Here is a 21888-nt window from a genome sequence, read left to right as displayed (position 1 = left end):
TCGGCCTACCTATATAGTAGGCTACGAGATACTTTTTTATTGATATTGCAAGAATAGTGTATATACGAATACAGAGGGAAAATACTCTGTGCTCTCTGTGTCCTCTGTGGCAAAAAAAACAGATTACACAGATAAAAAGCAAAAATCAATTTTGTCTATGGTTATTTTGCTGCAATGTTTGATGTTAGTAAAGGTCTCCGTAAAACCTGAGATAGTTCCTGACAGCCACTGAGGTCTGCTCAGGATAGTGCACCTTCATGTACCTGACAAAAGCATCCCGGCCCCTACATTCCTTTACAATGTCAAGCAAGTGGCCAATCACTTCCAGGGTTTGCCCTGATGGTCTTTTTGGCATCTCAAAGGATACGCACAGGTCATATGGGCTGAAATGATCCCGCCTGATATGGGGTGATACCGAACCCATTAGCACACCGGCTTCGATCTCGATATATGCAGGTATACCATGGCGTTCGAACCTGCCGTCCCCTGTTAGTATTGAAAAGTTAACCTTCGAATAGGAATGAAGTTCAAGATAGATACATGGACGGTACTCCTTTATGGCCTCCAGTAAATGGGGAGCATATTGAGTGTAATAGTTCCTGTCTAGTGTGCTGAGGTACTCATTTCCAGACACTTTGGACATAATAAGCAATGTCCCGGTCAGGGGTTGGGTCAACTCTTCCAGCAATGGAGTAGTGGTTTCCCATTCATCACCATGCAGCCCCCCTGCGAACAGGCGCACAGGACTGCCGCTGCTTAGGCTTTTAATCATATTACTTACTTTTCTTTTCGTCATCCTTAAGGCTTTTTTGCCATTCCAGATAGTTGCAATAAGGACATCCCAGGTCCCAGGGCCGCTTTCCCTTGGTAATTATCTTGATATGGTTCATTTTATGCTGCTCACACAGTTTATCTGTGACCACTATCTGGCCGCTTTTGGGTAACGGCAGTGAAAAATCACAATCCGGATACCCGGTACATCCAATGAACCGCCCGCCTCTTTTGGACCGCCTGATGATCAGTTTACTGGCACATTTCTCGCATGTGCCTATGATCTTGTCTTCCCTCATACTGGAACGCAGGCTCTCGGTGATCTTCTCCTGGTTTTTTAACAGTTCATCAAAGACAGCATCAAGCATCTTCCTGGATTCATCTTCCACATCTTTCTCTTTCCTGGAGCCCTCGGCTATCAGGTCCATATCATTTTCAAGAGTGGCAGTCATGTCAGGTTTGGTTATGGTATCAGCATATTTTTCCAGTGACTCTATAACCCCTATGGCAATCTTGGTTGGCTGCAGGGGGTTGCCGTGGACATATGCCCTGGCATAGAGTTTTGATATGATCTCATGCCTGGTGGATTTGGTGCCAAGTCCCAGGTCTTCCATGACCTTTATAAGCCTACCTTGTCCGTATCTCGAAGGTGGTTTTGTCTCTTTTTCCACGAACTCTTTTTCCTTGACCACGAGGACCTGCTCCACCTGCAGGTCAGGCAGTATCATATCCCCTGGTTTATTGTACGGGTAATACCAGCGCCATCCCTCTTCCAGCAGGCTGGCACCCCTGGCTTTGAACACCTCACCAGAGATGTCGAACCCTGCCTGGATAACAGCCCATTTTGCAGGCCCGGCAAATGTGGCAAAAAAACGGCGTACCACCAGTTCATATATCCTCCATTCATCATCCTTTAGCTTGGATGGTTCCACATATGAGGCTGGGATAATGGGTGGATGGTCTGTGGTCTCTTTCTTCCCCCTTGTGGGTTCTAATCCTGGTAATTTCAGCAGGTGTTCAGCATATCGCTTGAACGGGCCCTTGCTAATAACCTGTATCAGCTCCCGCAGGTCAATACTCGCAGGATATACTGTATTATCTGTCCTGGGGTAGGATATGAAACCCTCCATATACAGGTTCTCTGCTATCCTCATGGCATTAGAAGCGGTAAAACCGATACTGCTGGCCGCCCTGATAAATTCTGTTGTATTAAAGGGTGTGGGGGGACTGTCTATTTTCTCATCCTTTTTCAGTTTTATGACAATAGCTGTATCACCCAGTTTATCGAAAATCTTTCGCCCCTCATCTTTATCCCATATCCGTCCGGCCTTGTGCTTTGCCTTGAACTCTATATTGTCCACCAGGGTGGCAAATATCTCACAGTACGGTTTTGGCACATGGGCCATCCGTTCCTTTTCCCTGTCAACCAGCAGTGCCAGGGTCGGGGTCTGGACACGTCCCACGCTCAGGAACAGGTTGCCCAGCCTGCCTGCTGTTGTGGAAACATACCTGGTCAGTGCCGCACCCCAGATGAGGTCAATGACCTGTCTACTCTCACCAGCAGCCGCCAGGTTGAAATCTACTGCAACAGGGTTTGAAAAAGCCGTTTCGATCTCTGTTTTTGTGATTGTACTGTACTGAATACGGTCAACAGTAACACCTTTATTGACCTTCTCAATTATGCGCAGTGCCTCAACGCCTATCAGTTCCCCTTCCCTGTCGTAGTCAGTGGCAATGGAAACATGGTCTGCTTCCTTACCCAGCTTACGCAGGGCCGATACGATCTTCTTCTGGGTAGCCGTTGTGATTATCTCGGCATTTACCAGTTCCCTGCTGTCAACTTTTTGCCAGTTATTGTATTCTTTTGGAAAATCCACTGAAACAATATGACCGCTAAGCCCCATTACCACAGTGCCGTCCCACTGGTATGTGTCAACTCCGCTTACCCTTACCTGTTTGGGTTTTTTTGGGGCCAGGATTGAGGCTATTCTCTTTGCCGTATTGTGTTTTTCTGTGACCATCAGATGCATATTAACGTCCCATATTCTAACTTAAAATAAAATTATTGATTGAAATATACTAATTCAATATATAAGTTTGGTCTGTTTTGTAGCAAAAAATCCGGATGACCAAAAAAGTGCTTTATACAATGTCATATATGTCACATAATAGTATTTTATGATCAATGGAGGATTTTCAAAACATGAGGACCATTACTTCCAGACAAATGGATGCACTGGATACTAACTTTGAGCAACTGGGCCTGATCCCTCTTCAGTTGATGGAGAATGCAGGTTCTGCAGTTTCGGCCGAAGTTATGAACCTTCCTACCAGGGAGCGTGTACTGGTAGTGGCCGGGCGCGGTAACAATGGCGGGGACGGGTTTGTGGCTGCCAGGCACCTGATAGGCTATGAGGTTACGGTATTGCTCCTGGGAAAGTCAGATGGGATCAAGACCCCGGAAGCTGCCCGGAACTTTTCCATCCTTAAAAGGACAGGTATACCTGTAATTGAAGTAACAGATGTATCCGGACTTAAACCTGAATATTTCTCAGAATGTGACGTGATCGTGGATGCCGTGTTCGGCACTGGTATCAAAGGTCACGTCAGGGAGCCTGAAAACACTGCCATTGACCTGATAAATGATTCAAAAGCAAAAGTAGTATCTGTGGATATCCCCTCAGGTATGGACCCGGATGGCGGCCAGTTCGAAAAGGCGGTATACGCAGATGTGACCGCTACTTTCTATTTGCCAAAACCGGGTTTGATAAATGTGGACAACCAGGAGTTCGTGGGCGAGATCGCAGTGGCAGATATCGGCATCCCACCGGAAGCAGAAACTGTAGTGGGTGTAGGTGATGTGAAACTGGTGAGCGGGCGTGGTCATGATAGTCATAAAGGTGATGGCGGTCGTGTGCTTGTGATCGGCGGTGGGGCATACAGCGGTGCACCCGCCCTGGCGGCAATGGCTGCACTTAGAACAGGAGCTGATATTGTAACTGTGGCAGCCCCAAAAAGCGTTTCAAAGATCATTGCATCTTTTTCACCTAACCTGATAGTCAGGAAACTCTCTGAAAAACGACTGCACCAAAAGGATATTCCTGTACTGGAAGAACTGATAAAGGCTCACGATGTGGTTGTTATAGGCATGGGGCTGGGCAGGGATGATAAGACGGCTGCGGTTGTGTGTGATATCCTGCCGCTGTGTGATAAGGTCGTGGTTGATGCCGACGCACTAGCTGCCCTTGAAAAGCCACTGGAACAGTATGGCTGTAATATGATAATAACACCTCACGCAGGTGAATTCAAGAATTTAAGTGGTGAAGATATTCCTGTTGACCGTGAGGCGCGAATCGGTCTTGTTAATCGGTTCTCTCGGGAGAACGATGTCGTTACCCTAATGAAAAGCCCTGAAGATATTATCTCAGACGGCCAGGCCAACAGGGTCAACCTTACAGGCAATCCGGGCATGACAGTTGGCGGTACCGGGGATGTGCTGGCCGGTATCACTGGGGCACTGTTCGCCGGATACACAGGGATCGAAGCTGCGGCAGCGGCAGCATACATCTGCGGGCGATCAGGTGATATAGTATATGATAAACTGGGGCTCGGGCTTACGGCAACCGATGTGATAGACAAGATCCCGGCTGCTATGAAGATTTGAACAGGAGGTTAGATAATGAGGGAGTTGTTAGTAGAACTGGAACGCAACCGGGTGAGGCTGGTGGTGCGACATGGCGAGGATGAAATTGTATTGAAACTGAAACTAGAAGAGGCTGAGGCACTTTCTGCTGACCTGGCAAATGCTCTGGAGGATTACCAGCAGCGAAAGCACATCAGGATCGATTGAAAGGATTGATTGAACATGGACGGGACTTTTACACACATACACGAAGGCCGGGCCAGGATGGTGGATATTAGTGATAAGGCCAAGTCCACCAGGCGTGCCGTGGCTTCGGGATATATCAGGCTTAAACCTGCAACTATCGAGGCGATAAGGAGCCATACCGTTGAAAAGGGCAGTGTGCTGGATACTGCGAGGATTGCGGCGGTGCAGGCTGTGAAGCGCACCTGGGATACCATACCCATGTGCCACCAGATACCTATCACCCATGTGGACGTGGACTTTGATGTGGATGATGACAGGGTGAGTGTTGTTGTTGAGGTGCGCTCGGTGGGCAAGACCGGGGTTGAGATGGAGGCGCTGCATGGGGTTTCGGTGGGGCTTTTAACTGTGTGGGATATGGTAAAGTCTGCTGAGAAGGATGAGACAGGGAATTATCCTGAGACTGAAATTTGCGGGATAAGGGTTGATGAGAAAGTTAAGAGAGAGGTTTGAGTAATAATATATTACACACACATAACATCAAATCAGGGTTAACTTTGTATTTATGTAAATCGTGTGCATAATTACATGGAATATATCGATGATGAAGGGTTGAACAGACCTGCAAAGCATTTCCTGATCAAGGATAACATTTTGTTCTTTAATCCGCATACTGGAGTCATCAAACCGCAATCACGTCTGAATCCGCTTGCGATACGAGAAGTCCTAAAGGATATGTGAACCGGAACTGGTTATAGGGATCTTGATTATAGGGCTATTGGTTGTAATCGAAATTCTGGTTGGAACGACTGCGGGCGTGCAGGCGCAGAGTGATAATGGGCTGTACCTTGAAGGCATGTTCTCTGAGGCTAATTATCCAGAGCGCAGCATGAACGGTTCAGTCAGGGCAGGATATGAAGCGACCGGTGCTGTTGTGCGGGACGTGTGATTATCTATAACCCACCTTTGGCAAGTCAATATTTTCTTTTCCCCCAACATCATATTTCTATTTAGGAGGAGTAGGTGCTACCTTGCGTTTATGGATATTCTTTTCGATACGCTCCATCAGCCTGTTTATTGCTGATACTTCAATACCGTAGCGGTTTACCAGGTATTCCATTGGTTTGTTTATATCCAGTAAGGTAAAGAACATAGTATCGATATCTTCATATGACATACCCAGTTCTCCTTCATCGGTCTGTCCCGGCCACAGTCCGGCAGTTGGCGTTTTATCGATAATATGGCGCGGCACTTCCAGGTATTCTGCCAGTGTCTTTACCTGTGTCTTGTAAAGGTTGCCCAGAGGCTCAATATCAACGCCGCCATCACCGTATTTAGTAAAATAACCCAGCAGGAGTTCGGTCCTGTTGCCAGTACCCACCACTATCCTGTTCATGATATTAGCATAATAATATAGGGTACACATCCGTATCCTGGCCTTCAGGTTCCCGGTAGCTGCCAGATCAGACTCTACCGATTCTGGTATGGCAATAAGGAACGTATTCAATATATCTGCAATCTCTACCACTGAAAATTCAATATCTAATATACTTGCAATCTCTGTAGCATCAAGCACATCCTCATCAGGTGTCAGGTTCCTCTCAGGTATGATCAGGCCCAGTACATTTTCCCGACCCAGTGCTTTCACTGCCAGGTATGCAGTAACAGTAGAATCAATACCTGAGCTTAGTCCCACTATGCATCCTTTGGTACCTGACTTTTTCACATATGACCTGATAAAATCAGTAATTCTATTTGTGGTCTCTTCAGGATCAATGTCTAACCTTGGTACCATAAAATTAAAATAAATAGCAATCAATATAATACTTACTGTTATTTTGTCCTAAGGCTATCAAAAGATGAAAAGTTAAACTATATTTTCATGCATAAAAGTCATTTAAAATCGAAAAATATAATACTCATTAGTTATCTCGGAATACATGATAAAATTATTCCCAATGTGTATGATAATGGATTAGTGTTTGGCATTATTTTAATGTAGGAAAGTGGAATGTATGGATTTTGATAGTAGTGAGACAATCAAAAAACTTGCCTTGATTGTTTTTACAAGGCTTAGATCCATTAAAAATGGTGACGGGTCTGATCTTCAATCGGTTGTAGATGAAACAATTGAATTTTCTGTCAAGAACTCCATTCCGCCAGAAGTTCTCCTGGAAGGGTTCAACATCTACTTGTCGAATAATATATTCAGTGCAGCATTTATTTATGCCGATGCTGCTGCTGGTATGTCAACAGGCAAAATAAAATCCATTGCACATTGTAATGCGGGTGTGGCATCATATCGTATGGGCCTGGCAGATGAAGCTGAGAAACAGTATGAGCTGGCACTTGCCTCTGACCCTGATGATGCCATGACTCATTCTAATTATGGGATTCTCCTTGAGGAAATTGGACGAAATGAGGACGCTGAAGAACATTTCCGGTTAGCTAAGGCCCATCGAAAGGCAGATACTAACTGAAATATAATTAGTATGGATGACGATGTAACCATACATTTGTGGTATATAGTATCATAAATACTCCCATTTGACTTATCGGTCATTTGGGAGTTTAGTAAATTATAACGAAATACCAATCGGCACTTTAAAATCAATAATCAGGCAAGCTGGACTTTCTCCAGAGGATTTTATAAAATTATTTTGAACTTGAAGGTTCACCTTAACATCATGTGGAAACTTCATTATTTAGGAATCACATTCTCTGATTCACATAATGATTTATCGATATAACGATATGTCTATCTGCCACCTGCCTGACGATCTATCAACAACATTTTTCAACAGATTTATATATTTCACTACTTACTATATGGAATACCACTATTCTATATAGGTGGAATTCATGTGTCATCGGTTAAGAGTAATATTGTGATAGAACACGGATGACACGGATTCGCGCGGATACCAAAATAAATCCGTGAAAATCCGTCTAATCCGTGTCATCTGTGTTCCATTCAAACTAAATTGGTAAATCATAAAAAATCATTGGTTATTTGGAAAACAATACATATCGAGCCAGTCAAACTCCTTAACCGATGACTAATGAGGTGGAATTACTATCACACCCGAAAAAAGAAAGATACAGCTAACAGGCGGCTCTACATTCATAGTGTCCTTACCCATCAAGTGGGTGCGGGAGATCGGGCTGTCAGCCGGAGATTCCGTAACACTGTCACCGCAGCCGGACCGGACACTCCTGATATCATCAGAGCCAAAGGTAGAGGAGCGGCTTTATAAAGCAACCATCGAACTCTTCCAGGGTGATGATCCTGAGGATAACTTCAGGTGTCTTGTTGCACACTACCTTGTCGGATATGACATTATAAAACTGGTCTCACATAAAGGATTCAGTGTATCTGACAGGAAGTTTATCAAGGACGCCGCACGCCAAAGGTTGATTGGTCTTGAGGTCATTGAAGAGTCCAGGAATGAACTGGTCCTGCAAAGCCTTCTTAACTACCGTGACCTGTCACTCGATAAAGCTATGCAAAGCATGTCCAGGCTTGTGTCATCTATGCTGGAGGATGTCATGCGTGCATTGCGTGACCATGATCTTGAACTTGCAACGGATATCATCCAGCGAGATAATGAAGTAGACCGTTTCTATTTATTGACAGTACGTCAGCTCAAAGCAGCAATAGAGGACCCGCATCTTTCCGAGAAGATAGGGATCAAACGCCCAAGAGAATGCCTCGGATACCGGCTCGCCACAAAGAGCATGGAGCGGATCGGCGATCATGCCGAGCGGATGGCAAAGAATATCATCAAACTGGATCACGGGATCAATGAGGGCGATCAGATCTTTAAGATGGGGGTGCATGTACATAATGTTTTTACTGATGCTGTCAAATTACTTGCAGAAAACGATGTAAAACATGCGAACAGGGTCATTGCAAATGCGAAAAAAGCTGTAACTGCCGGTGCTTCTCTTGCTAAGAAGAACAGGAAAAATGCAGATCCATGTATATCCGGTACTGAAATGAGATCGATCCTTGAGAGTTTGAAACGGATAGCTGAGTATAGCGCTGATATTGCCGAAGTATCGATCAATATGAGTGTTAAAGAACTGCGGGAGATCTGAGATTACCAGATATTAAGTTCGCTCATTCTCTCTACATCCTCATCGATACACTCAATTTATCGTGAAATTGCAGTCGTATATGCACCACTGTCCACCAGGCGTTAACAGGGTGTAAGATGGCTGTTAGGCCAGCATGTGTAGGGCTCTGCAAAGTACTGTATAATCCCGAAAAATAAATATGGATTAAAAAAGTATATATCTACATAAGTTTAACACATAGCAAAAGAGGGATAATCATGCGCGCGGAAATATCTACATTGTTCGGATTAAACGTTTACACTGATAAGGGCGTTTATATTGGTAAAGTCAATGATGTCATCCTCGATCCCAATGAATCCAAGATAACGGGATTGGCAGTGAGAAAAATAAATGATAAGTTGTTCAATGTTGAAGGCAATAAGGGCATAATCCTGCCTTATCGCTGGGTAATTGCAGTAGCTGATGTTATTCTTATAAAACAGATGGTTCACCGGTTAAAAAAGTCTAAAGAGGAAGAGGAAGAAGAATCTGATTAATGCTTTTTAATGCCAGGATGAAGGACTGTGAGATATTCTCGCAACTAAAGGTTCCGGACACGGCTATTGTGAGAGTCGATGGGAGAAGGTTTGGAAAGGTCCTTCGCAAATTAAATTTTAGCAAACCATTTGATCTTCGTTTCGCTAATGGAATGGTTGAATCCATTGAACTCTTTTCTAAAAAAAGTGCGATCAATCCTGTGTTAGCATATTTATTTTCAGATGAGATCAGCCTGCTATTTATGAGGAACCTTCCGTTCAATGGCAGGCTGGAGAAGGTCGATTCTGTTATTCCCAGCTTTATTTCTTCAGCACTTGCCTTGAACCTGGGCAGCCCCGATCCTATGTCTTTTGACTCAAGGGTTTGCGTAATAGATTCTAAAAATATAATTGAGTACCTGATCTGGCGTCAGGAGGAATGCTGGCGCAACCTGGTGAGTTCATATGCTTTTTACCTTTTAAGAGATGATGGTTTTTCAGCTAAACAAGCCGCAGAAAGGTTGAAAGGCCTGAAATCCGATGACCTGCATGAACTTGCCTGGGGTTATGGTGTTAACCTATCAGAAACTCCTGCATGGCAGCGCAGAGGTATATTGGTCTATAAACAGAAGTTTGAAAAGGATGGTCAAAATCTGTTGACTGGAGAAAAAACAAAAGCCATGAGAACCCAGATAGTAAAGGACTGGGAGCCTCCGATATTCAAGACAGAAGAAGGATCCCGGATGATAGAGAATATCCTCCAATAAAATAACAAAAAAACCAGATGTGAAACTAAGCCAGATGTACTTCTTATTCTTAAAATAGAATTCTTGATTATCGTTTGCGTGCGGATTGCACAATTTGCATTATGTGAATATTACTTTCCTGGATCAGTGCACCACTGCTGTAGTGTTCGCAATAGATGTATTCTTCCAGTTTTTCACATTTATCATAACACTTGTTAATATGCTCTTCCCTGCCTGGCATTATAGCATAGCAACCTGTTTGAAGACGAGGGCATTTTATTGGTAATAACAAATAGATTCCTCTTTTTCTTGATCAGATCATATGTACAGAAATTATAATAATATTATCAAGTATTAGATTATATAATTAACGCACCATATAAATAAATCATTTCCCGGTTATTTAAAAGCATCAGTTGAAAGTGATTCTCAATTATTTCGACTAGCTGTGGATTTATGTCAACACAGGTTAATAATTCGCCATGTTCGGCGGTCTGTAATTCCCATCATCCGGAATCTTAAGTAGACATAAACTATTAAATCAACCTCATCCATTAATCCTGCATTGAGGTAAACAATTATGAAAAAAGCAATTATTGAAACCGATAAAGGTAATATTGTACTGGAACTGTTCGAAAATGATGCCCCCAACACAGTGGCGAATTTTGTCAAACTGATAAACAAGGGATACTATAACGGTCTCAAATTCCACAGGGTCATCCCGAATTTCATGGTACAGGGCGGCTGTCCCGTAGGTAACGGCACAGGCGGGCCTGGATATGCCATAAAATGCGAGATAAATCCCAAAAAACACCTTACAGGTACACTCTCTATGGCCCATGCAGGAAAGGATACAGGAGGAAGCCAGTTCTTTATCACCCACTCGCCCCAGCCCCATCTTGACGGTGTGCATACCGTATTCGGCCAGGTGATCGAAGGTATGGATGTAGTGAATGCTATACGCCAGGGCGACGTGATGAAACAGGTAAAGGTTGTTGAAGAGTAGGCAGGAACTTCCCTGTTAGCTCCCTTTAAACTCCCTGTAAGCAAAAGAGATCGTTCACATTAAGATAAAGTGGATATTATAGTTACACTATGACATCCACTTTGCAAAATGTGCAGCGGACAGTGCCGTAAGATGGTATCCTTTTTATTATGGAAAATCGTTTATACTGTTACAAATTTTTTACACGCTGTGAGGAATAAAGACTAACTGATCACTAATCAGAAGTAGGACTATTCGGAAGCAAGGGTATTCGGAAGTATTGAATATGAAGAGTATATTATTAATAATGAGGAATAACTATGGAATACGATATCAAGGTGCATACATGGTGGGAGCACAGGATAAGGAAAATAACCATAAGCTCGGGAGAGAATAAACTGGGTATATGGTTTGCACATTTCGGGGAACTGGATCTCGAAGATAAAAAGACCCAGAATATCTTTGCCGGGATCATGCAGGGTATTTTTGGCGAACCAGTTGAAACACCTTCTGTTCATTTAAGCGTTATTAATAAAAATAAGAAATATTCAAAAAGAGTACACAATACTCAAGAGTTGATGGACAGCTTTAAGCAAGCATTTGGAACATGATAGAGGGATATATGCAGATCTGTATATTGTATTCCGGTGAGTTTGGAAAAAAGGTTGTTGGAAACCTGGTAAATCTCAGTAATTTCTGTACGGCCTGCGGCGATCTGTGTGATAAGTGTCGCGCAGGCAGGATGTCTTTTGCAGATATGGTGTATGAGATCCATGAACTTCCAGCAGACCTGCCTGATTTTATTGAAGATCCAGCAGATCTGTTTCCAAAGATCGGTCATTGTGACCTGATCATTGCTCTGGGTATCCACCCTGACCTGCTGGCTGATATCCCTGCAATAGCAGAATCAACAAATACCAGGGCAGTGATCGTTCCTGTGGAAGAGCCGGGCTGGGCACCACCAGGGCTTCAAAAACAGATACGTGAAAAACTTGAATCCATAGGTGTAGAATGTGAGTTCCCCAAGCCGTTCTGCTCATTAACACTGACAGGTAAGCCTGTGATCGATATGTTCGTAAAGCTTGGGTTTGGTAAACCTGAACTAAAGATATGTTTGAGTGAAGATGGCAGATTTTTTACCAGGGTAGAAGTACTCAGGGACGCTCCCTGTGGAAGCACCTGGTTTGTGGCAAGGAAATTAAAGTGGTCAGATACAGCAGGATATAAAGAAACAATTTCAAATGCCCATCACTCATATCCATGTACAGCCAGCATGGATAGGGATGTGCAACTGGAAGATACTATACTGCATAAAGGAGGATATATTATTCGGGAGGCTGTAGAGAAAGGACTTCATTAGATAATTAGATAATTAGATCAGTAATTCCATAATTAATTATCACGGCAGTAGATATCCACTATGCACTTTCCAGTTCTCCAGGATAATAGTTGGAGATACCCTCTTTACGCCTTCCTGTTTTTCAATGTTCTCAGTAATAAACCTGCCAAGTTCTTTGCTATCATTGGTCCAGATCTCTGTTATGATCATGTGGTCTCCAGTTGAAGTTGCAACAAATTTCACTTCAGGAAATTCGGTCATTCGCATTGCGACATCAAGAAGATGTGTTGATTCAACATCTATACCAACCATAGAAACCGAATTGTAACCGAGTTTTGAAGGATCAACAACAACAGTGTATTGTGTTATTACGCCATTTTTTTCAAGTGTTCTGATACGCTTTCGTATAGTTGATTCACTAACATCAAGCCTTGATGCAATTTCTGTAACTGGAATGCGTGCATTCTCACGCAGCATATCTATTATCTTTAGATTTTTTTCGTCGATCATTGTAGTATCATCACGTTGGTTTATACATTATATGGGGAACAAGATTTGGGGGGAAATTTATACTTTATATACCATAAAAGGACGAAATTCGTACCATAAAGTTATATATTCATAATAAATATTAGCATATCGATAAACCTTTAAAAGGTTTGCGTACCAGATACTAAATAAGGAGTTATGAAAATGGCTGATGAAAAGAAAACAGATCTTCCTGAGAAAGGAGCAGTACTGCAAAGAGACAGGGAAACATATGCAATAGCACCTGATACGCCTGCCGGTATAGTACCGCCGGAAATTTTACGTAAGATCGCTGATGTCGCAGAAAAATATAATGCAGCAGCAATAAAGATCACAAGTGCACAGCGGATGGTGATCGTAGGCCTTAAAGAAGAAGATATTGATAATGCCTGGAAAGACCTTGGAATGAGCCCTGGTGCTGCGATAGGGCTGTGTGTTCGAAGTGTCAAAATATGTCCCGGAACTGCATTCTGTAAACGAGCTGTCTCAGATAGTTTGAGCCTTGGGATGGCACTGCATGAAACTTATCATGGTATGAGTCTGCCGGCCAAGTTCAAGATGGGAGCATCCGGATGTCCGAACTGCTGTGCTGAGTCGTGGGTAAAGGATATTGGGTTCATTGGTTTCAAGGATGGATTCAAAGTAGTAGTTGGTGGTGAAGCTGGCAGGAAGCCGAGAATTGGAACTGAACTGACTTATGCTGCATCGATAGATGATGCAATGAAAGTGACTCAGGATATCATTGACTACTATAAAGCGAATAGTAAGCCAAAAGAGCGTTTAGGTGAATTCATAGAACGCATAGGGTTTACTGAGTTTTCGAATGGTGTACTTAAATAGTTACCATTAAAAGGTGTGATTGGGTCAGGATGCTGACCGATCCATCTCTTTTTTTTCTGTAGATAGTGGCCTTAACCGATGGCAAATGATACACTGCCCGATACATAATCGCTTATTCGTATCAAGTTCTTCTCGAACCCCCCGTCATAATACACCAAGACCTCTATCTCACCGCCATGCTGAAAATGCCTCATCTGTTTGTCGTAGATTCCCTGTACGTGCCTGAGCCTGTTCTTCCCAAAGTGGGCATCTACTGCCTCCAGGAACCCTATCTCCTGTTTCAGACAGGCAATCTCATATCCCTTAGTCACCTCTGCGATCTGGCGGCACTGTCTTTCCTCAATATCTGTATGGTAGCACCCGTGCTCGTTCAAACCGCTTATCTGCCGCCAGTCCATATTTCCATCTTCATCTGCCTCCCTGTAAAGCATATACGGATATATCCGGCAAATAGTAAGACGCTGGCTGTAGATACTGCACCGTCCCTGTTCCAGGAAAATGCATGAACCATCCGGCCTGCTCTTGAGGGCATAGCCCGACACATAGAACCTTCCCTTCCTGTCACAGAACTCATAGTACGGTGCAGGGATGAGGGCGTCCGGTGCTATCTGCTTTATCCGGGCGGTATCAGTATCCAGCAGGAATACATGGTCATTGAATTCTGCTGTACAGCATTTACCACACAGGTCGCATTTAAATCCAATTTCCCTGATAATGCTGCTAAGTGTTTTATCCGGATAATCAATGACACCCCGGAGTTCTTGCTTTTTTTGTATTATGGTGGATTCAATTGGTTTGGGAGTTAATTTGATCACCTGTGTTTTTCCGGATATCTCATTTTCCTGTATTGCCCTGTTTTTTGTAGAAATAGTATCCTACAGCGCCCAGGATTACGAAAATTACCAGCAGATAACCTGCATACCCTATCCTCTGGGCCAGGGGAACGGATTCCCGCACCTCAATAGATGCTTTCATAACATCCGATATCTGTGTATCGCCGTGTTCATTCCTGTATTTTACTTCGGTATTGATACCATAGGCCTTGGGAAGGGCATCCTTATCCACTTTTACCTTATATTGTGCTTCATATGAGTCCCCAGGGTTCAGTGTACCCAGGAATGCCTGGTCATCAGTGGTACTAAAGGGGTCTACCACACTTATCCTGGCCACAGCATCCTCTGCCACTTCATCCCCTGTGTTCTTGTACGTGATATGAAGAACACCCTGCCCACCTGAGACCAGGCTATCACTGACCTTCACGATCTCGAACTGGGCCCTTGGTTTAACTATTATCTGAAGAGGGATCGTCTGGTTTTTGGTGATGTACCAGTAATCGAATTCTTTTTCAGGATATCCTTCGACCTTTACGTCATACTGGTACTGGTATGTCAGGTTAAGCGTGAGGTCGTATATTCCCGCAGGTGCGTTCTCAAATATCTCAATGTCGAATTCCATTGGCTGGGATGTTTCGCTGCTCCGAAGAGAGCCTGCCTGCTGGAGACCGCTTAAAACCCTGAATGCATTTCCATCTTCAGTTTCCAGGGTTCCCCTGATATTGATGGCAGTAGTGACATCGTATTCCAGGTCAAGCTCTGCCTGGGCATCCATGGTTTCATTGGAGCCGGATGGGGTCTCATCAGTCTCAAACCCGAATATAAGCCCGTCATTCATCAACTGGATAAAAATCGTAGATGTCTCACCACTTTCATATTCCGGGTTTCCCACAATAGAAGCTGTTAATTGCGGTTCACCTATCACGTTATAGTAATCTTCGGTGAACTCCCAGATATTTGCAGGAATGGTTTCAGAATGAACATGGACTGCAGTTGAAAATATCATGAACGCTACACATAACATCAATATCTTTTTATCCATTTTACTCACATTGAACCGTTATTGCTGATTACTAATATAATATTTGTATTTGTTCAGTTCAAGCACACCCCATACTCAATAGCATATTATGAATGCATTTTATACTAAACTAAAAAATTGAGCAAAATTCAAATACAAAAAATTTACAGCTTATAAAAGTTTGAAAATAAAGCAATTGAGTCAAGCAAATTAAACTACTCCTACTGTCGAGTCAACCTTCAAGTGTCAGATTATGAAGGGCATAGGGCACAATTCTAAAATCAAATTATTTTAATAATAATATTAGACGCAGATTTACACAGATACATTCACTTCCGCGGGAAGTGAATGCCTGCTACGCCTTAAGGGCGTGCAGGTTACTCAGATGCAACCTTAAATCTGCGTAGATCAGTGTAAATCTGCGTCTTAAAAATAACTGGGAAATGGAACAGTGTCAGATAATATATCTAGCGATATTGTATGGTTGACTCGACACTACTCGATTCAATTTCAATTTCAATTTCAATTTCTGGTTTTTCAACTATAACCTGGTCAGACTGACAGATTATACATTTGGCTTTTATGTCGCTCATGAAAAAATTGTACTTATAGCCACATGTTTGGCATTGTAAATACATATTCAACACATCTCCAATATTCGATAAGCCTCCAAAATAGATAAATCTTTTTATGTGCTATTAGATACTTTTAATTATTATCTGATAATGGCCAATTTAAATCAATTTAATTAGATATATGTAGATAGATATTTACTTATTTAATATAAGTTTATATGATATTAAATGAAATATTTTTTTGTAATATTACTTACGAAAAGATTTACACCAGAAACAAATAATGTGATGGAGCAATTATTTTCTTTAATATCTGATACCATCACTTAAGCTAGATCTTTTAAAATTGATGAATGTTTGTATAATTTCTGATGGTGAATTACCAACCATATTTAAAGGGTAATAGGAATGTTACTTTGATGACTTCCAGCCTCATGAATTTTTTCCCCAAGCCTACCTGTTACCCTAACCAGGAAGAGGCAATGGATTCCATTTATAAGGCCATCCTGGACAAAAAAATAATAATGTTCGAAGGTGCCTGCGGGACCGGAAAGACCTTGAGTGCCCTTGTTCCGTCCCTGGCCGCAGCACAAAAACTGGGCAAGGTGGTCATCATCGCCACCAATGTCCACCAGCAGATGCTTCAGTTCTTTGAGGAATCCAGGGAGATCAAGCAGAAACAGGACATAAAAGTAGCAATCCTGAAAGGGAAAAAGCACATGTGCCCCAGGGATGAGGATTACGAGACCTGCAGTGTGCTTCGGGAAAATACCTATGAGTTGATAGGCAAAGAGCGGGAGATCATTGAACTTGAATCGCGCCTTGATCTGCAGCAGGAATTAGAACCGGGCCCGGATAGATCAGCTCCAGGATCTGTCAGGACGATGTCCGGTGAACTGAGCAGAATGGCTGAACTCAATGAAATTGAAAAACGTGTCAGGGAACTTCGTGACCGGCACTGCTCTTACCTGTATAAAGTTGCAATATCTGATATAGAGGATTTTTCTGCATGGTACTATGAAGATGTACGCACACCAGAGGACTTGAACGAATGGGCATATGAAAGAGGAATGTGTAGTTATGAACTGGTCAAACGCCAGATGATACATGCCGATCTGATAATCTGTAATTATCACCATATCCTGAACTTTGACATCTTAAGCAACCTGCTGGGCTGGATAGACAGGGGACTGGATGATGTAATAATAATCTTTGATGAGGCCCATAACATCGAATCTGCTGCCAGGAGCCACTCATCCATGATGCTGCCAGAATACAGCTTGCAGCACGCATATGAGGAAGTTACTGCCAACGAGGCCATGGGCAGGAACGATTCATACCGCATAAGGGATATGGAGGTGTTCTTCAAGACCATGCACCTGCATTTGAAGGATACATACGAGTCAAGACTGGAGTTCGGTGAAAGGGAACGGTTGAGCAGCACATGGAAGGATGTAAGCATCTGCGACCCTAAACACAAAAACGACTATTTTCTGCATCGTTTACTGGAACAGGTGGAAGAGGCAGGGATAACCGACCTGGGTGAACTGATTGAAGAAGCAGTTGAACTGGGGCAGTTCCTGGATGATTTTTATAAAGATCAGTATAAAAACGGACATGCAGGAAGGCGCAAAAGGTCCCAGCTGCTGCGCAGTGCCGAGTTTGCCAGGTTCTATCTTGAACATGCTGCGGACCCCATCTATTATCCAATACTCAACCTGAGAATGCGGGATGGCGAAATGGAAGGCAGGATAGAACTTGTTTCGTGTATCCCGCGAAACATTACCGCACCGCTGTTTAGTTCATTATACTCCTCAATCCTCATGTCTGCCACCCTTAAGCCCTTCCATGTAATGGGTGCCTCACTTGCCATCAAGAGGCAGGTGGAAGAAATAGCATTCGGCCTTACATTCCCTGAAGATAACAGGCTTACTATTGCCGTTAATATACCGCCCCTGTTTGCAAGGAACCGGGACGATCCCATTATAATTGAACAAGTGACCTATGCACTTAACGATATCATCCACTGCAGCAGGGGGAATATATTGGTGTTCTTCCAGAGTTATCACGAAGCCCTGATGTATAAGGATCGCATCACTACCGACATACCCGTGTACCTGGACGAAGTAGGTACATCTTCCCAGAAGATCAGGGAGGAGTTCTTCCAGATCGGTGAATCTGGCCATAAAGCTGTGATATTTTCATACCTGTGGGGTACCCTGACCGAAGGTGTAGATTACAAAGAGGGGCGGGGCAGGACTGTTGTGATCGTAGGGGTGGGCTACCCTGCCCTGAACGATCGTATGCGGGCCATTGAATCCGCTTATGAGCATGAGTTTGCCGGGCACGGCTGGGATTATGCGATCCAGGTGCCTGCCATACGTAAGATCAGGCAGGCAATGGGTCGGGTCATTCGATCCCCAACTGACCATGGCGTGCGGATCCTGCTGGACGGCAGGTTCACTACCTCATCACCTCGGCAGTGGAAAAAATATTCGGTATTTAATGCCTTTCCGCAGGAGGAGCGTGAGGAGATCATAGATGTGGAACTGGAAAAAGTTAAATTCTCATTGATGAACTTTTTTAATGATATACAGGGACCTGTTGATTAAGAAAATGGAAATTTCAGATAGGATTGACAGGATACGATCCAATCCTGTAAATCCTGTCAAAAGATTTTATTGAAAGTAAGAAAATTAACTATATCGATATCGAAATGCGTTTGTAATTTCCTATACGCCAATAAAATGCTCGCTAACGTTCGCATTTTCTAAGCCGGTAGGGAAGTATATAATTCCTATATGTTGAAAAACCAAATACACAAAACGCTTAATACTGACAAGGGCGTAAATGAATCAAATTTTAACGCCACAGGCTTAAATGCCTGAAATATCTCCCAGGAATATATTCTATGATTGTTTCAATGGACCTTGAGTTGAAGGATAGACCCGGCCAGCTTGTCCAGGCCCTCAAACCACTTTCCACGTTCGGTGCCAATATAATGAGTGTCCTGCACCACCACGACCAGCGCACACCCAGGGGTGCCATACCTGTGCAGGTCGTTTTCCAGTTGACCAACGGAAAATTGGATGATATCATTGCCGAACTGGAAAATGGAGGGGTCCGTATAGTATGTGTAGGAAAAAAATTAATGTACGAAGAAGTGACGGTCATTCTTATAGGCCACATAGTCAACAGTGACATGGGTGATACCATTGACCAGATCGACAGCACTGGCTTTGCCGAAGTGGTGAGCCTGTCTATCTCCATGCCCGGGATAAATGAACCCTCATCAGCATCAATGGTTATAAGTGCAGTAGATATGGCACAACTTGTTAAAGCACTGGATATATTAAAACGGGTTGCCTCGGAAAAGGACCTGCTGGTCATCGAACCCATAGAAAAGGATCAATTATCGGTGAAAACATGAAGACCATAAGACTTTCCATAATCGGGTTCGGGGCAGTAGGCCAGGGCGTGGCCAATGCATTATTGCATAAACAGGATTACCTGGAAAGTGCAGGCATAAACTTCAAAGTAGTTGCAATATCCGATCGCCTGGGTGCATGCATCGACCTTGATGGAGTTGACCTTGAGGCTGCACTGGAAAGGAAAAAGGAATCGGGTTCAGTTGCCACATCTGATGTTATGTCCCTCGAAGTGATCAGGGATGTGGATCATGAACTGGTAGTGGAAGCTACCCCGACAAATATAGATGACGGGGAACCTGGTCTTACCTTTATGCTGGAGGCATTCAGGCATGGGCGGCATGTAGTGACATCCAATAAAGGCCCACTTGCACTCAAGTACAACCAGTTATGTGATGAAGCAAAAAATAATGCTGTCCATTTCAGGTATGAAGCGACAGTGGGCGGTGCCATGCCAATATTGAACCTGGCACATGATGCCCTGGCAGGCAACAGGATCATTGGTATAGAAGGGATATTGAACGGTACCTGCAACTACATACTCAGCCGGATGACAGAGGAGGGCCTATCATACCAGCACGTACTGGGTGAAGCCCAGGAACTGGGCTATGCAGAAACCGATCCTACCTACGATGTTGAGGGTATCGATGCCGCATGTAAACTTGTCATACTGGCAAATTCCATTTTCGGGATGGATGTGACCTATGATGATGTAGAGGTTACAGGCATCACCAGGATCACACCCGAGGCCCTCACACTGGCAGGGGACGAAGGGATGGTTATCAAGCTTATTGGAGAGGTCAAAGACGGTGAGAATGGCGTAATAAAGGTTTCGCCCAAACTTGTGCCTGAACAACATCCACTTGCAGTGGGAGGCACACTTAACGTGGCCTTGTTAAAGACCGACATGGCAGGTCCTGTATGTGTGACCGGAAAAGGGGCCGGGTCAATGGAGACTGCCAGTGCCATATTGAGCGATATTATCGCAATTTGCAGGAACAGCCATTGAGGGGCTATATTCTTGAGTTTTATGTCCAGCAACCTTAAACGTGTCAGGACCATTGCAGATTTCCAGTTTGGTAGGGGGGTAGGCCGTGCCCTGTTCCCTGAAGATTCAGAGTTTCTAATGTCCAGGACCAACAGGATCAGGCAGGTAAGTTTTAACGGGACCAGGATCGCCACTGTCCGCGCCAGGGACGGACTCCTTACATTGAGCATGAATGGTGCCCTGCGCCTGCATGATTTCCTGGAATTGCCCGCATATCGGGTGACGGTGCATGCAGATGCAGTACCCTTTGTCCTTAAGGGCAAAACCCTGTTTGCAAAACATGTTGTTGATGTTGACCCTTCTATCAGGGCCATGGATGAAGTACTGCTGGTGGACCTGGAAAACAACCTGCTGGTAACAGGACAGGCGCTACTTTGTGCAGCCGAGATGAAGGATTTTAATTACGGGGCTGCTGTTGCAGTAAGAAAAGGCAAGGGTTAGTAAAGTAAGGGTTAGTAAAGTAAGGGTTAGGAGAGCAAGGTTTGCGAAAGTATGGGTTGGGAAAGATATTAGGTAGAATACCCACCAGTACGTCATTGAAAGGACATTCATATATTTTAAAGGATACAGTGGTATTTTTTATTGACATAATATCTGTATCAATCCCATTGCTTCATAAATGAATAATACGAATACCCCACCAAGAAGATATACTATCACAGTCAGGATCATAACTGTATCCAGACCTAAAATCATTTTATTTTACCTCACATTTTACTTTACATCCTTTATTAAAATGTTACAAGCTTTTTCTTTGTGCCTCCTTGTAGTGATCAGGCTGCTTGACCCAAGTACCCCCTCTATCTCATTGATTATACGAAGTACATTGTTCTTAAGGGAATTTATGTCAAAGGTCCTTACTTTTAAAAACAGGTCATAGGGTTCCAGCAGTTCATATATCTCAAGTATATCTTCGATATTATTGAGTTTATTGATTATATTGATCCTCAGGCTTGAATCTATATTAAGGCCAATGAATGTGGTAATGTTAAGATCAAGTTTGGACGGGTCAGTTATTATTGTAAAATTCTCAATTATGCCTTCAGATTCAAGGTTCTTAATGCGTTTGTGGATGGTAGAAGTGGCAACTCCAAGTTCTTTTGCTATGTCAGTACTGTGCATACGGCCATTCTTTGAAAGAAATTTAAGAATAAAAATATCCAATTCGTCCATAATTAAACAGAATATCTTATAGTACTACAATATAAAAATTTCGACAAATCAAGCAAAATCAAAAAAAGTGGTGCAAAATAAGTGATTATTAAGTTTTATATTTTATATTTTATAAATATATAAAGTTTGCACTTTTTTTCCGGTAATAGAAAGCAAGTTTTATCATTTATCATATTAGAT

The 21888-nt window shown here is 43.3% G+C and carries 24 protein-coding genes; 17 read left to right on the top strand and 7 right to left on the bottom strand.

Annotation, left to right across the window (positions count from 1 at the left end):
- Positions 1 to 184: 184 nt before the first annotated feature.
- Together HF974_01755 and HF974_01750 are read right to left on the bottom strand one after the other, a co-directional pair.
- Complete coding sequence (locus HF974_01755) at positions 185 to 772, bottom strand: DUF2119 domain-containing protein (protein MBC2697068.1); 588 nt, start codon at positions 770 to 772, stop codon at positions 185 to 187.
- Between the two features lies 1 nt (position 773).
- Positions 774 to 2801, bottom strand: a complete 2028-nt coding sequence (locus HF974_01750; protein MBC2697067.1) for a DNA topoisomerase I — start codon at positions 2799 to 2801, stop codon at positions 774 to 776.
- 173 nt (positions 2802 to 2974) lie between these two features.
- On the opposite strand from HF974_01750, the gene HF974_01745 reads away from it, so the two are divergent.
- From HF974_01745 to HF974_01725, 5 genes are all read left to right on the top strand, one after another.
- Positions 2975 to 4435 carry an NAD(P)H-hydrate dehydratase gene (locus HF974_01745; protein ID MBC2697066.1) on the top strand — a complete coding sequence of 487 codons (1461 nt, stop codon included), beginning with the start codon at positions 2975 to 2977 and terminating at the stop codon, positions 4433 to 4435.
- A 15-nt stretch (positions 4436 to 4450) separates the two neighbouring features.
- Positions 4451 to 4621, top strand: coding sequence for a hypothetical protein (locus HF974_01740; protein MBC2697065.1), 171 nt, complete (start codon positions 4451 to 4453; stop codon positions 4619 to 4621).
- A 15-nt stretch (positions 4622 to 4636) separates the two neighbouring features.
- A complete protein-coding gene (gene moaC, locus HF974_01735) occupies positions 4637 to 5110 on the top strand; it encodes a cyclic pyranopterin monophosphate synthase MoaC (GenBank protein MBC2697064.1) in 474 nt (157 codons plus the stop codon).
- Positions 5111 to 5185: 75 nt separating this feature from the next.
- Positions 5186 to 5338, top strand: a complete 153-nt coding sequence (locus HF974_01730; GenBank protein ID MBC2697063.1) for a hypothetical protein — start codon at positions 5186 to 5188, stop codon at positions 5336 to 5338.
- Positions 5339 to 5360: 22 nt separating this feature from the next.
- Positions 5361 to 5546: a hypothetical protein gene (locus HF974_01725; GenBank protein MBC2697062.1), complete on the top strand. Its 186-nt coding sequence runs from the start codon at positions 5361 to 5363 to the stop codon at positions 5544 to 5546.
- A gap of 57 nt (positions 5547 to 5603) precedes the next feature.
- On the opposite strand, the gene HF974_01720 is transcribed toward HF974_01725, so the two are convergent.
- Entirely contained in the window at positions 5604 to 6392 is a 789-nt protein-coding gene (locus HF974_01720; GenBank protein ID MBC2697061.1) for an NAD+ synthase, read from the bottom strand.
- A 220-nt stretch (positions 6393 to 6612) separates the two neighbouring features.
- On the opposite strand from HF974_01720, the gene HF974_01715 reads away from it, so the two are divergent.
- The 7 genes from HF974_01715 to HF974_01685 all read left to right on the top strand — a co-directional run bounded on the left by HF974_01715 (position 6613) and on the right by HF974_01685 (position 12283).
- Positions 6613 to 7077 (top strand): tetratricopeptide repeat protein, encoded by a 465-nt coding sequence (locus HF974_01715; GenBank protein ID MBC2697060.1) that lies wholly within the window; start codon positions 6613 to 6615, stop codon positions 7075 to 7077.
- 598 nt (positions 7078 to 7675) lie between these two features.
- Positions 7676 to 8698, top strand: coding sequence for a phosphate uptake regulator PhoU (locus tag HF974_01710; protein MBC2697059.1), 1023 nt, complete (start codon positions 7676 to 7678; stop codon positions 8696 to 8698).
- Between the two features lie 236 nt (positions 8699 to 8934).
- The gene (locus HF974_01705; protein ID MBC2697058.1) at positions 8935 to 9213 is read left to right on the top strand and encodes a photosystem reaction center subunit H; all 279 of its coding nucleotides are present in this window, start codon (positions 8935 to 8937) and stop codon (positions 9211 to 9213) included.
- Positions 9214 to 9230: 17 nt separating this feature from the next.
- Complete coding sequence (locus HF974_01700; protein ID MBC2697057.1) at positions 9231 to 9959, top strand: tRNA 5'-guanylyltransferase; 729 nt, start codon at positions 9231 to 9233, stop codon at positions 9957 to 9959.
- Positions 9960 to 10518: 559 nt separating this feature from the next.
- Positions 10519 to 10944 carry a peptidylprolyl isomerase gene (locus tag HF974_01695; GenBank protein MBC2697056.1) on the top strand — a complete coding sequence of 142 codons (426 nt, stop codon included), beginning with the start codon at positions 10519 to 10521 and terminating at the stop codon, positions 10942 to 10944.
- Between the two features lie 299 nt (positions 10945 to 11243).
- A complete protein-coding gene (locus HF974_01690; GenBank protein ID MBC2697055.1) occupies positions 11244 to 11534 on the top strand; it encodes a hypothetical protein in 291 nt (96 codons plus the stop codon).
- An 11-nt stretch (positions 11535 to 11545) separates the two neighbouring features.
- A complete protein-coding gene (locus HF974_01685; GenBank protein MBC2697054.1) occupies positions 11546 to 12283 on the top strand; it encodes a DUF166 domain-containing protein in 738 nt (245 codons plus the stop codon).
- Positions 12284 to 12322: 39 nt separating this feature from the next.
- Here the strand turns inward: HF974_01685 and HF974_01680 are convergent, their stop codons facing one another.
- The gene (locus HF974_01680) at positions 12323 to 12769 is read right to left on the bottom strand and encodes an Lrp/AsnC family transcriptional regulator (protein MBC2697053.1); all 447 of its coding nucleotides are present in this window, start codon (positions 12767 to 12769) and stop codon (positions 12323 to 12325) included.
- Between the two features lie 186 nt (positions 12770 to 12955).
- Here HF974_01680 and HF974_01675 point away from each other — a divergent pair, with 186 nt between their 5' ends.
- Positions 12956 to 13630 (top strand): NAD(P)/FAD-dependent oxidoreductase, encoded by a 675-nt coding sequence (locus HF974_01675; GenBank protein MBC2697052.1) that lies wholly within the window; start codon positions 12956 to 12958, stop codon positions 13628 to 13630.
- A 71-nt stretch (positions 13631 to 13701) separates the two neighbouring features.
- On the opposite strand, the gene HF974_01670 is transcribed toward HF974_01675, so the two are convergent.
- Both HF974_01670 and HF974_01665 read right to left on the bottom strand, forming a co-directional pair.
- Positions 13702 to 14445, bottom strand: coding sequence for a YkgJ family cysteine cluster protein (locus HF974_01670; GenBank protein ID MBC2697051.1), 744 nt, complete (start codon positions 14443 to 14445; stop codon positions 13702 to 13704).
- Positions 14446 to 14464: 19 nt separating this feature from the next.
- The gene (locus HF974_01665) at positions 14465 to 15514 is read right to left on the bottom strand and encodes a hypothetical protein (protein ID MBC2697050.1); all 1050 of its coding nucleotides are present in this window, start codon (positions 15512 to 15514) and stop codon (positions 14465 to 14467) included.
- 964 nt (positions 15515 to 16478) lie between these two features.
- On the opposite strand from HF974_01665, the gene HF974_01660 reads away from it, so the two are divergent.
- The 4 genes from HF974_01660 to HF974_01645 all read left to right on the top strand — a co-directional run bounded on the left by HF974_01660 (position 16479) and on the right by HF974_01645 (position 20976).
- Positions 16479 to 18671 (top strand): ATP-dependent DNA helicase, encoded by a 2193-nt coding sequence (locus HF974_01660; protein ID MBC2697049.1) that lies wholly within the window; start codon positions 16479 to 16481, stop codon positions 18669 to 18671.
- Between the two features lie 299 nt (positions 18672 to 18970).
- Positions 18971 to 19489 (top strand): amino acid-binding protein, encoded by a 519-nt coding sequence (locus HF974_01655; GenBank protein MBC2697048.1) that lies wholly within the window; start codon positions 18971 to 18973, stop codon positions 19487 to 19489.
- Positions 19486 to 20496, top strand: a complete 1011-nt coding sequence (locus HF974_01650) for a homoserine dehydrogenase (GenBank protein ID MBC2697047.1) — start codon at positions 19486 to 19488, stop codon at positions 20494 to 20496. Before HF974_01655 ends, HF974_01650 begins: the two co-directional genes overlap by 4 nt.
- 21 nt (positions 20497 to 20517) lie before the next feature.
- Positions 20518 to 20976 carry a pseudouridine synthase gene (locus HF974_01645; GenBank protein ID MBC2697046.1) on the top strand — a complete coding sequence of 153 codons (459 nt, stop codon included), beginning with the start codon at positions 20518 to 20520 and terminating at the stop codon, positions 20974 to 20976.
- Positions 20977 to 21249: 273 nt separating this feature from the next.
- On the opposite strand, the gene HF974_01640 is transcribed toward HF974_01645, so the two are convergent.
- Complete coding sequence (locus tag HF974_01640; GenBank protein MBC2697045.1) at positions 21250 to 21708, bottom strand: Lrp/AsnC family transcriptional regulator; 459 nt, start codon at positions 21706 to 21708, stop codon at positions 21250 to 21252.
- Positions 21709 to 21888 lie beyond the last annotated feature (180 nt).

This window comes from ANME-2 cluster archaeon (genome assembly GCA_014237145.1).
In the GTDB taxonomy this organism is placed as follows: Archaea; Halobacteriota; Methanosarcinia; order Methanosarcinales; family Methanocomedenaceae; genus Methanocomedens_A.
Note: the sequence above shows the minus strand (reverse complement) of the source record. Positions and strands in the feature narration are given on the sequence as shown.

Excerpts from the sequence above, each read along its gene's own strand:
- HF974_01755 (MBC2697068.1), bottom strand. The coding sequence starts at position 772 with ATGATTAAAAGCCTAAGCAGCGGCAGTCCTGTGCGCCTGTTCGCAGGG.
- HF974_01750 (MBC2697067.1), bottom strand. The coding sequence starts at position 2,801 with ATGCATCTGATGGTCACAGAAAAACACAATACGGCAAAGAGAATAGCC.
- HF974_01745 (MBC2697066.1), top strand. The coding sequence starts at position 2,975 with ATGAGGACCATTACTTCCAGACAAATGGATGCACTGGATACTAACTTT.
- HF974_01740 (MBC2697065.1), top strand. The coding sequence starts at position 4,451 with ATGAGGGAGTTGTTAGTAGAACTGGAACGCAACCGGGTGAGGCTGGTG.
- moaC (MBC2697064.1), top strand. The coding sequence starts at position 4,637 with ATGGACGGGACTTTTACACACATACACGAAGGCCGGGCCAGGATGGTG.
- HF974_01730 (MBC2697063.1), top strand. The coding sequence starts at position 5,186 with ATGGAATATATCGATGATGAAGGGTTGAACAGACCTGCAAAGCATTTC.
- HF974_01720 (MBC2697061.1), bottom strand. The coding sequence starts at position 6,392 with ATGGTACCAAGGTTAGACATTGATCCTGAAGAGACCACAAATAGAATT.
- HF974_01715 (MBC2697060.1), top strand. The coding sequence starts at position 6,613 with ATGGATTTTGATAGTAGTGAGACAATCAAAAAACTTGCCTTGATTGTT.
- HF974_01705 (MBC2697058.1), top strand. The coding sequence starts at position 8,935 with ATGCGCGCGGAAATATCTACATTGTTCGGATTAAACGTTTACACTGAT.
- HF974_01700 (MBC2697057.1), top strand. The coding sequence starts at position 9,231 with ATGAAGGACTGTGAGATATTCTCGCAACTAAAGGTTCCGGACACGGCT.
- HF974_01695 (MBC2697056.1), top strand. The coding sequence starts at position 10,519 with ATGAAAAAAGCAATTATTGAAACCGATAAAGGTAATATTGTACTGGAA.
- HF974_01690 (MBC2697055.1), top strand. The coding sequence starts at position 11,244 with ATGGAATACGATATCAAGGTGCATACATGGTGGGAGCACAGGATAAGG.
- HF974_01685 (MBC2697054.1), top strand. The coding sequence starts at position 11,546 with ATGCAGATCTGTATATTGTATTCCGGTGAGTTTGGAAAAAAGGTTGTT.
- HF974_01675 (MBC2697052.1), top strand. The coding sequence starts at position 12,956 with ATGGCTGATGAAAAGAAAACAGATCTTCCTGAGAAAGGAGCAGTACTG.
- HF974_01660 (MBC2697049.1), top strand. The coding sequence starts at position 16,479 with ATGACTTCCAGCCTCATGAATTTTTTCCCCAAGCCTACCTGTTACCCT.
- HF974_01655 (MBC2697048.1), top strand. The coding sequence starts at position 18,971 with ATGATTGTTTCAATGGACCTTGAGTTGAAGGATAGACCCGGCCAGCTT.
- HF974_01650 (MBC2697047.1), top strand. The coding sequence starts at position 19,486 with ATGAAGACCATAAGACTTTCCATAATCGGGTTCGGGGCAGTAGGCCAG.
- HF974_01645 (MBC2697046.1), top strand. The coding sequence starts at position 20,518 with ATGTCCAGCAACCTTAAACGTGTCAGGACCATTGCAGATTTCCAGTTT.
- HF974_01640 (MBC2697045.1), bottom strand. The coding sequence starts at position 21,708 with ATGGACGAATTGGATATTTTTATTCTTAAATTTCTTTCAAAGAATGGC.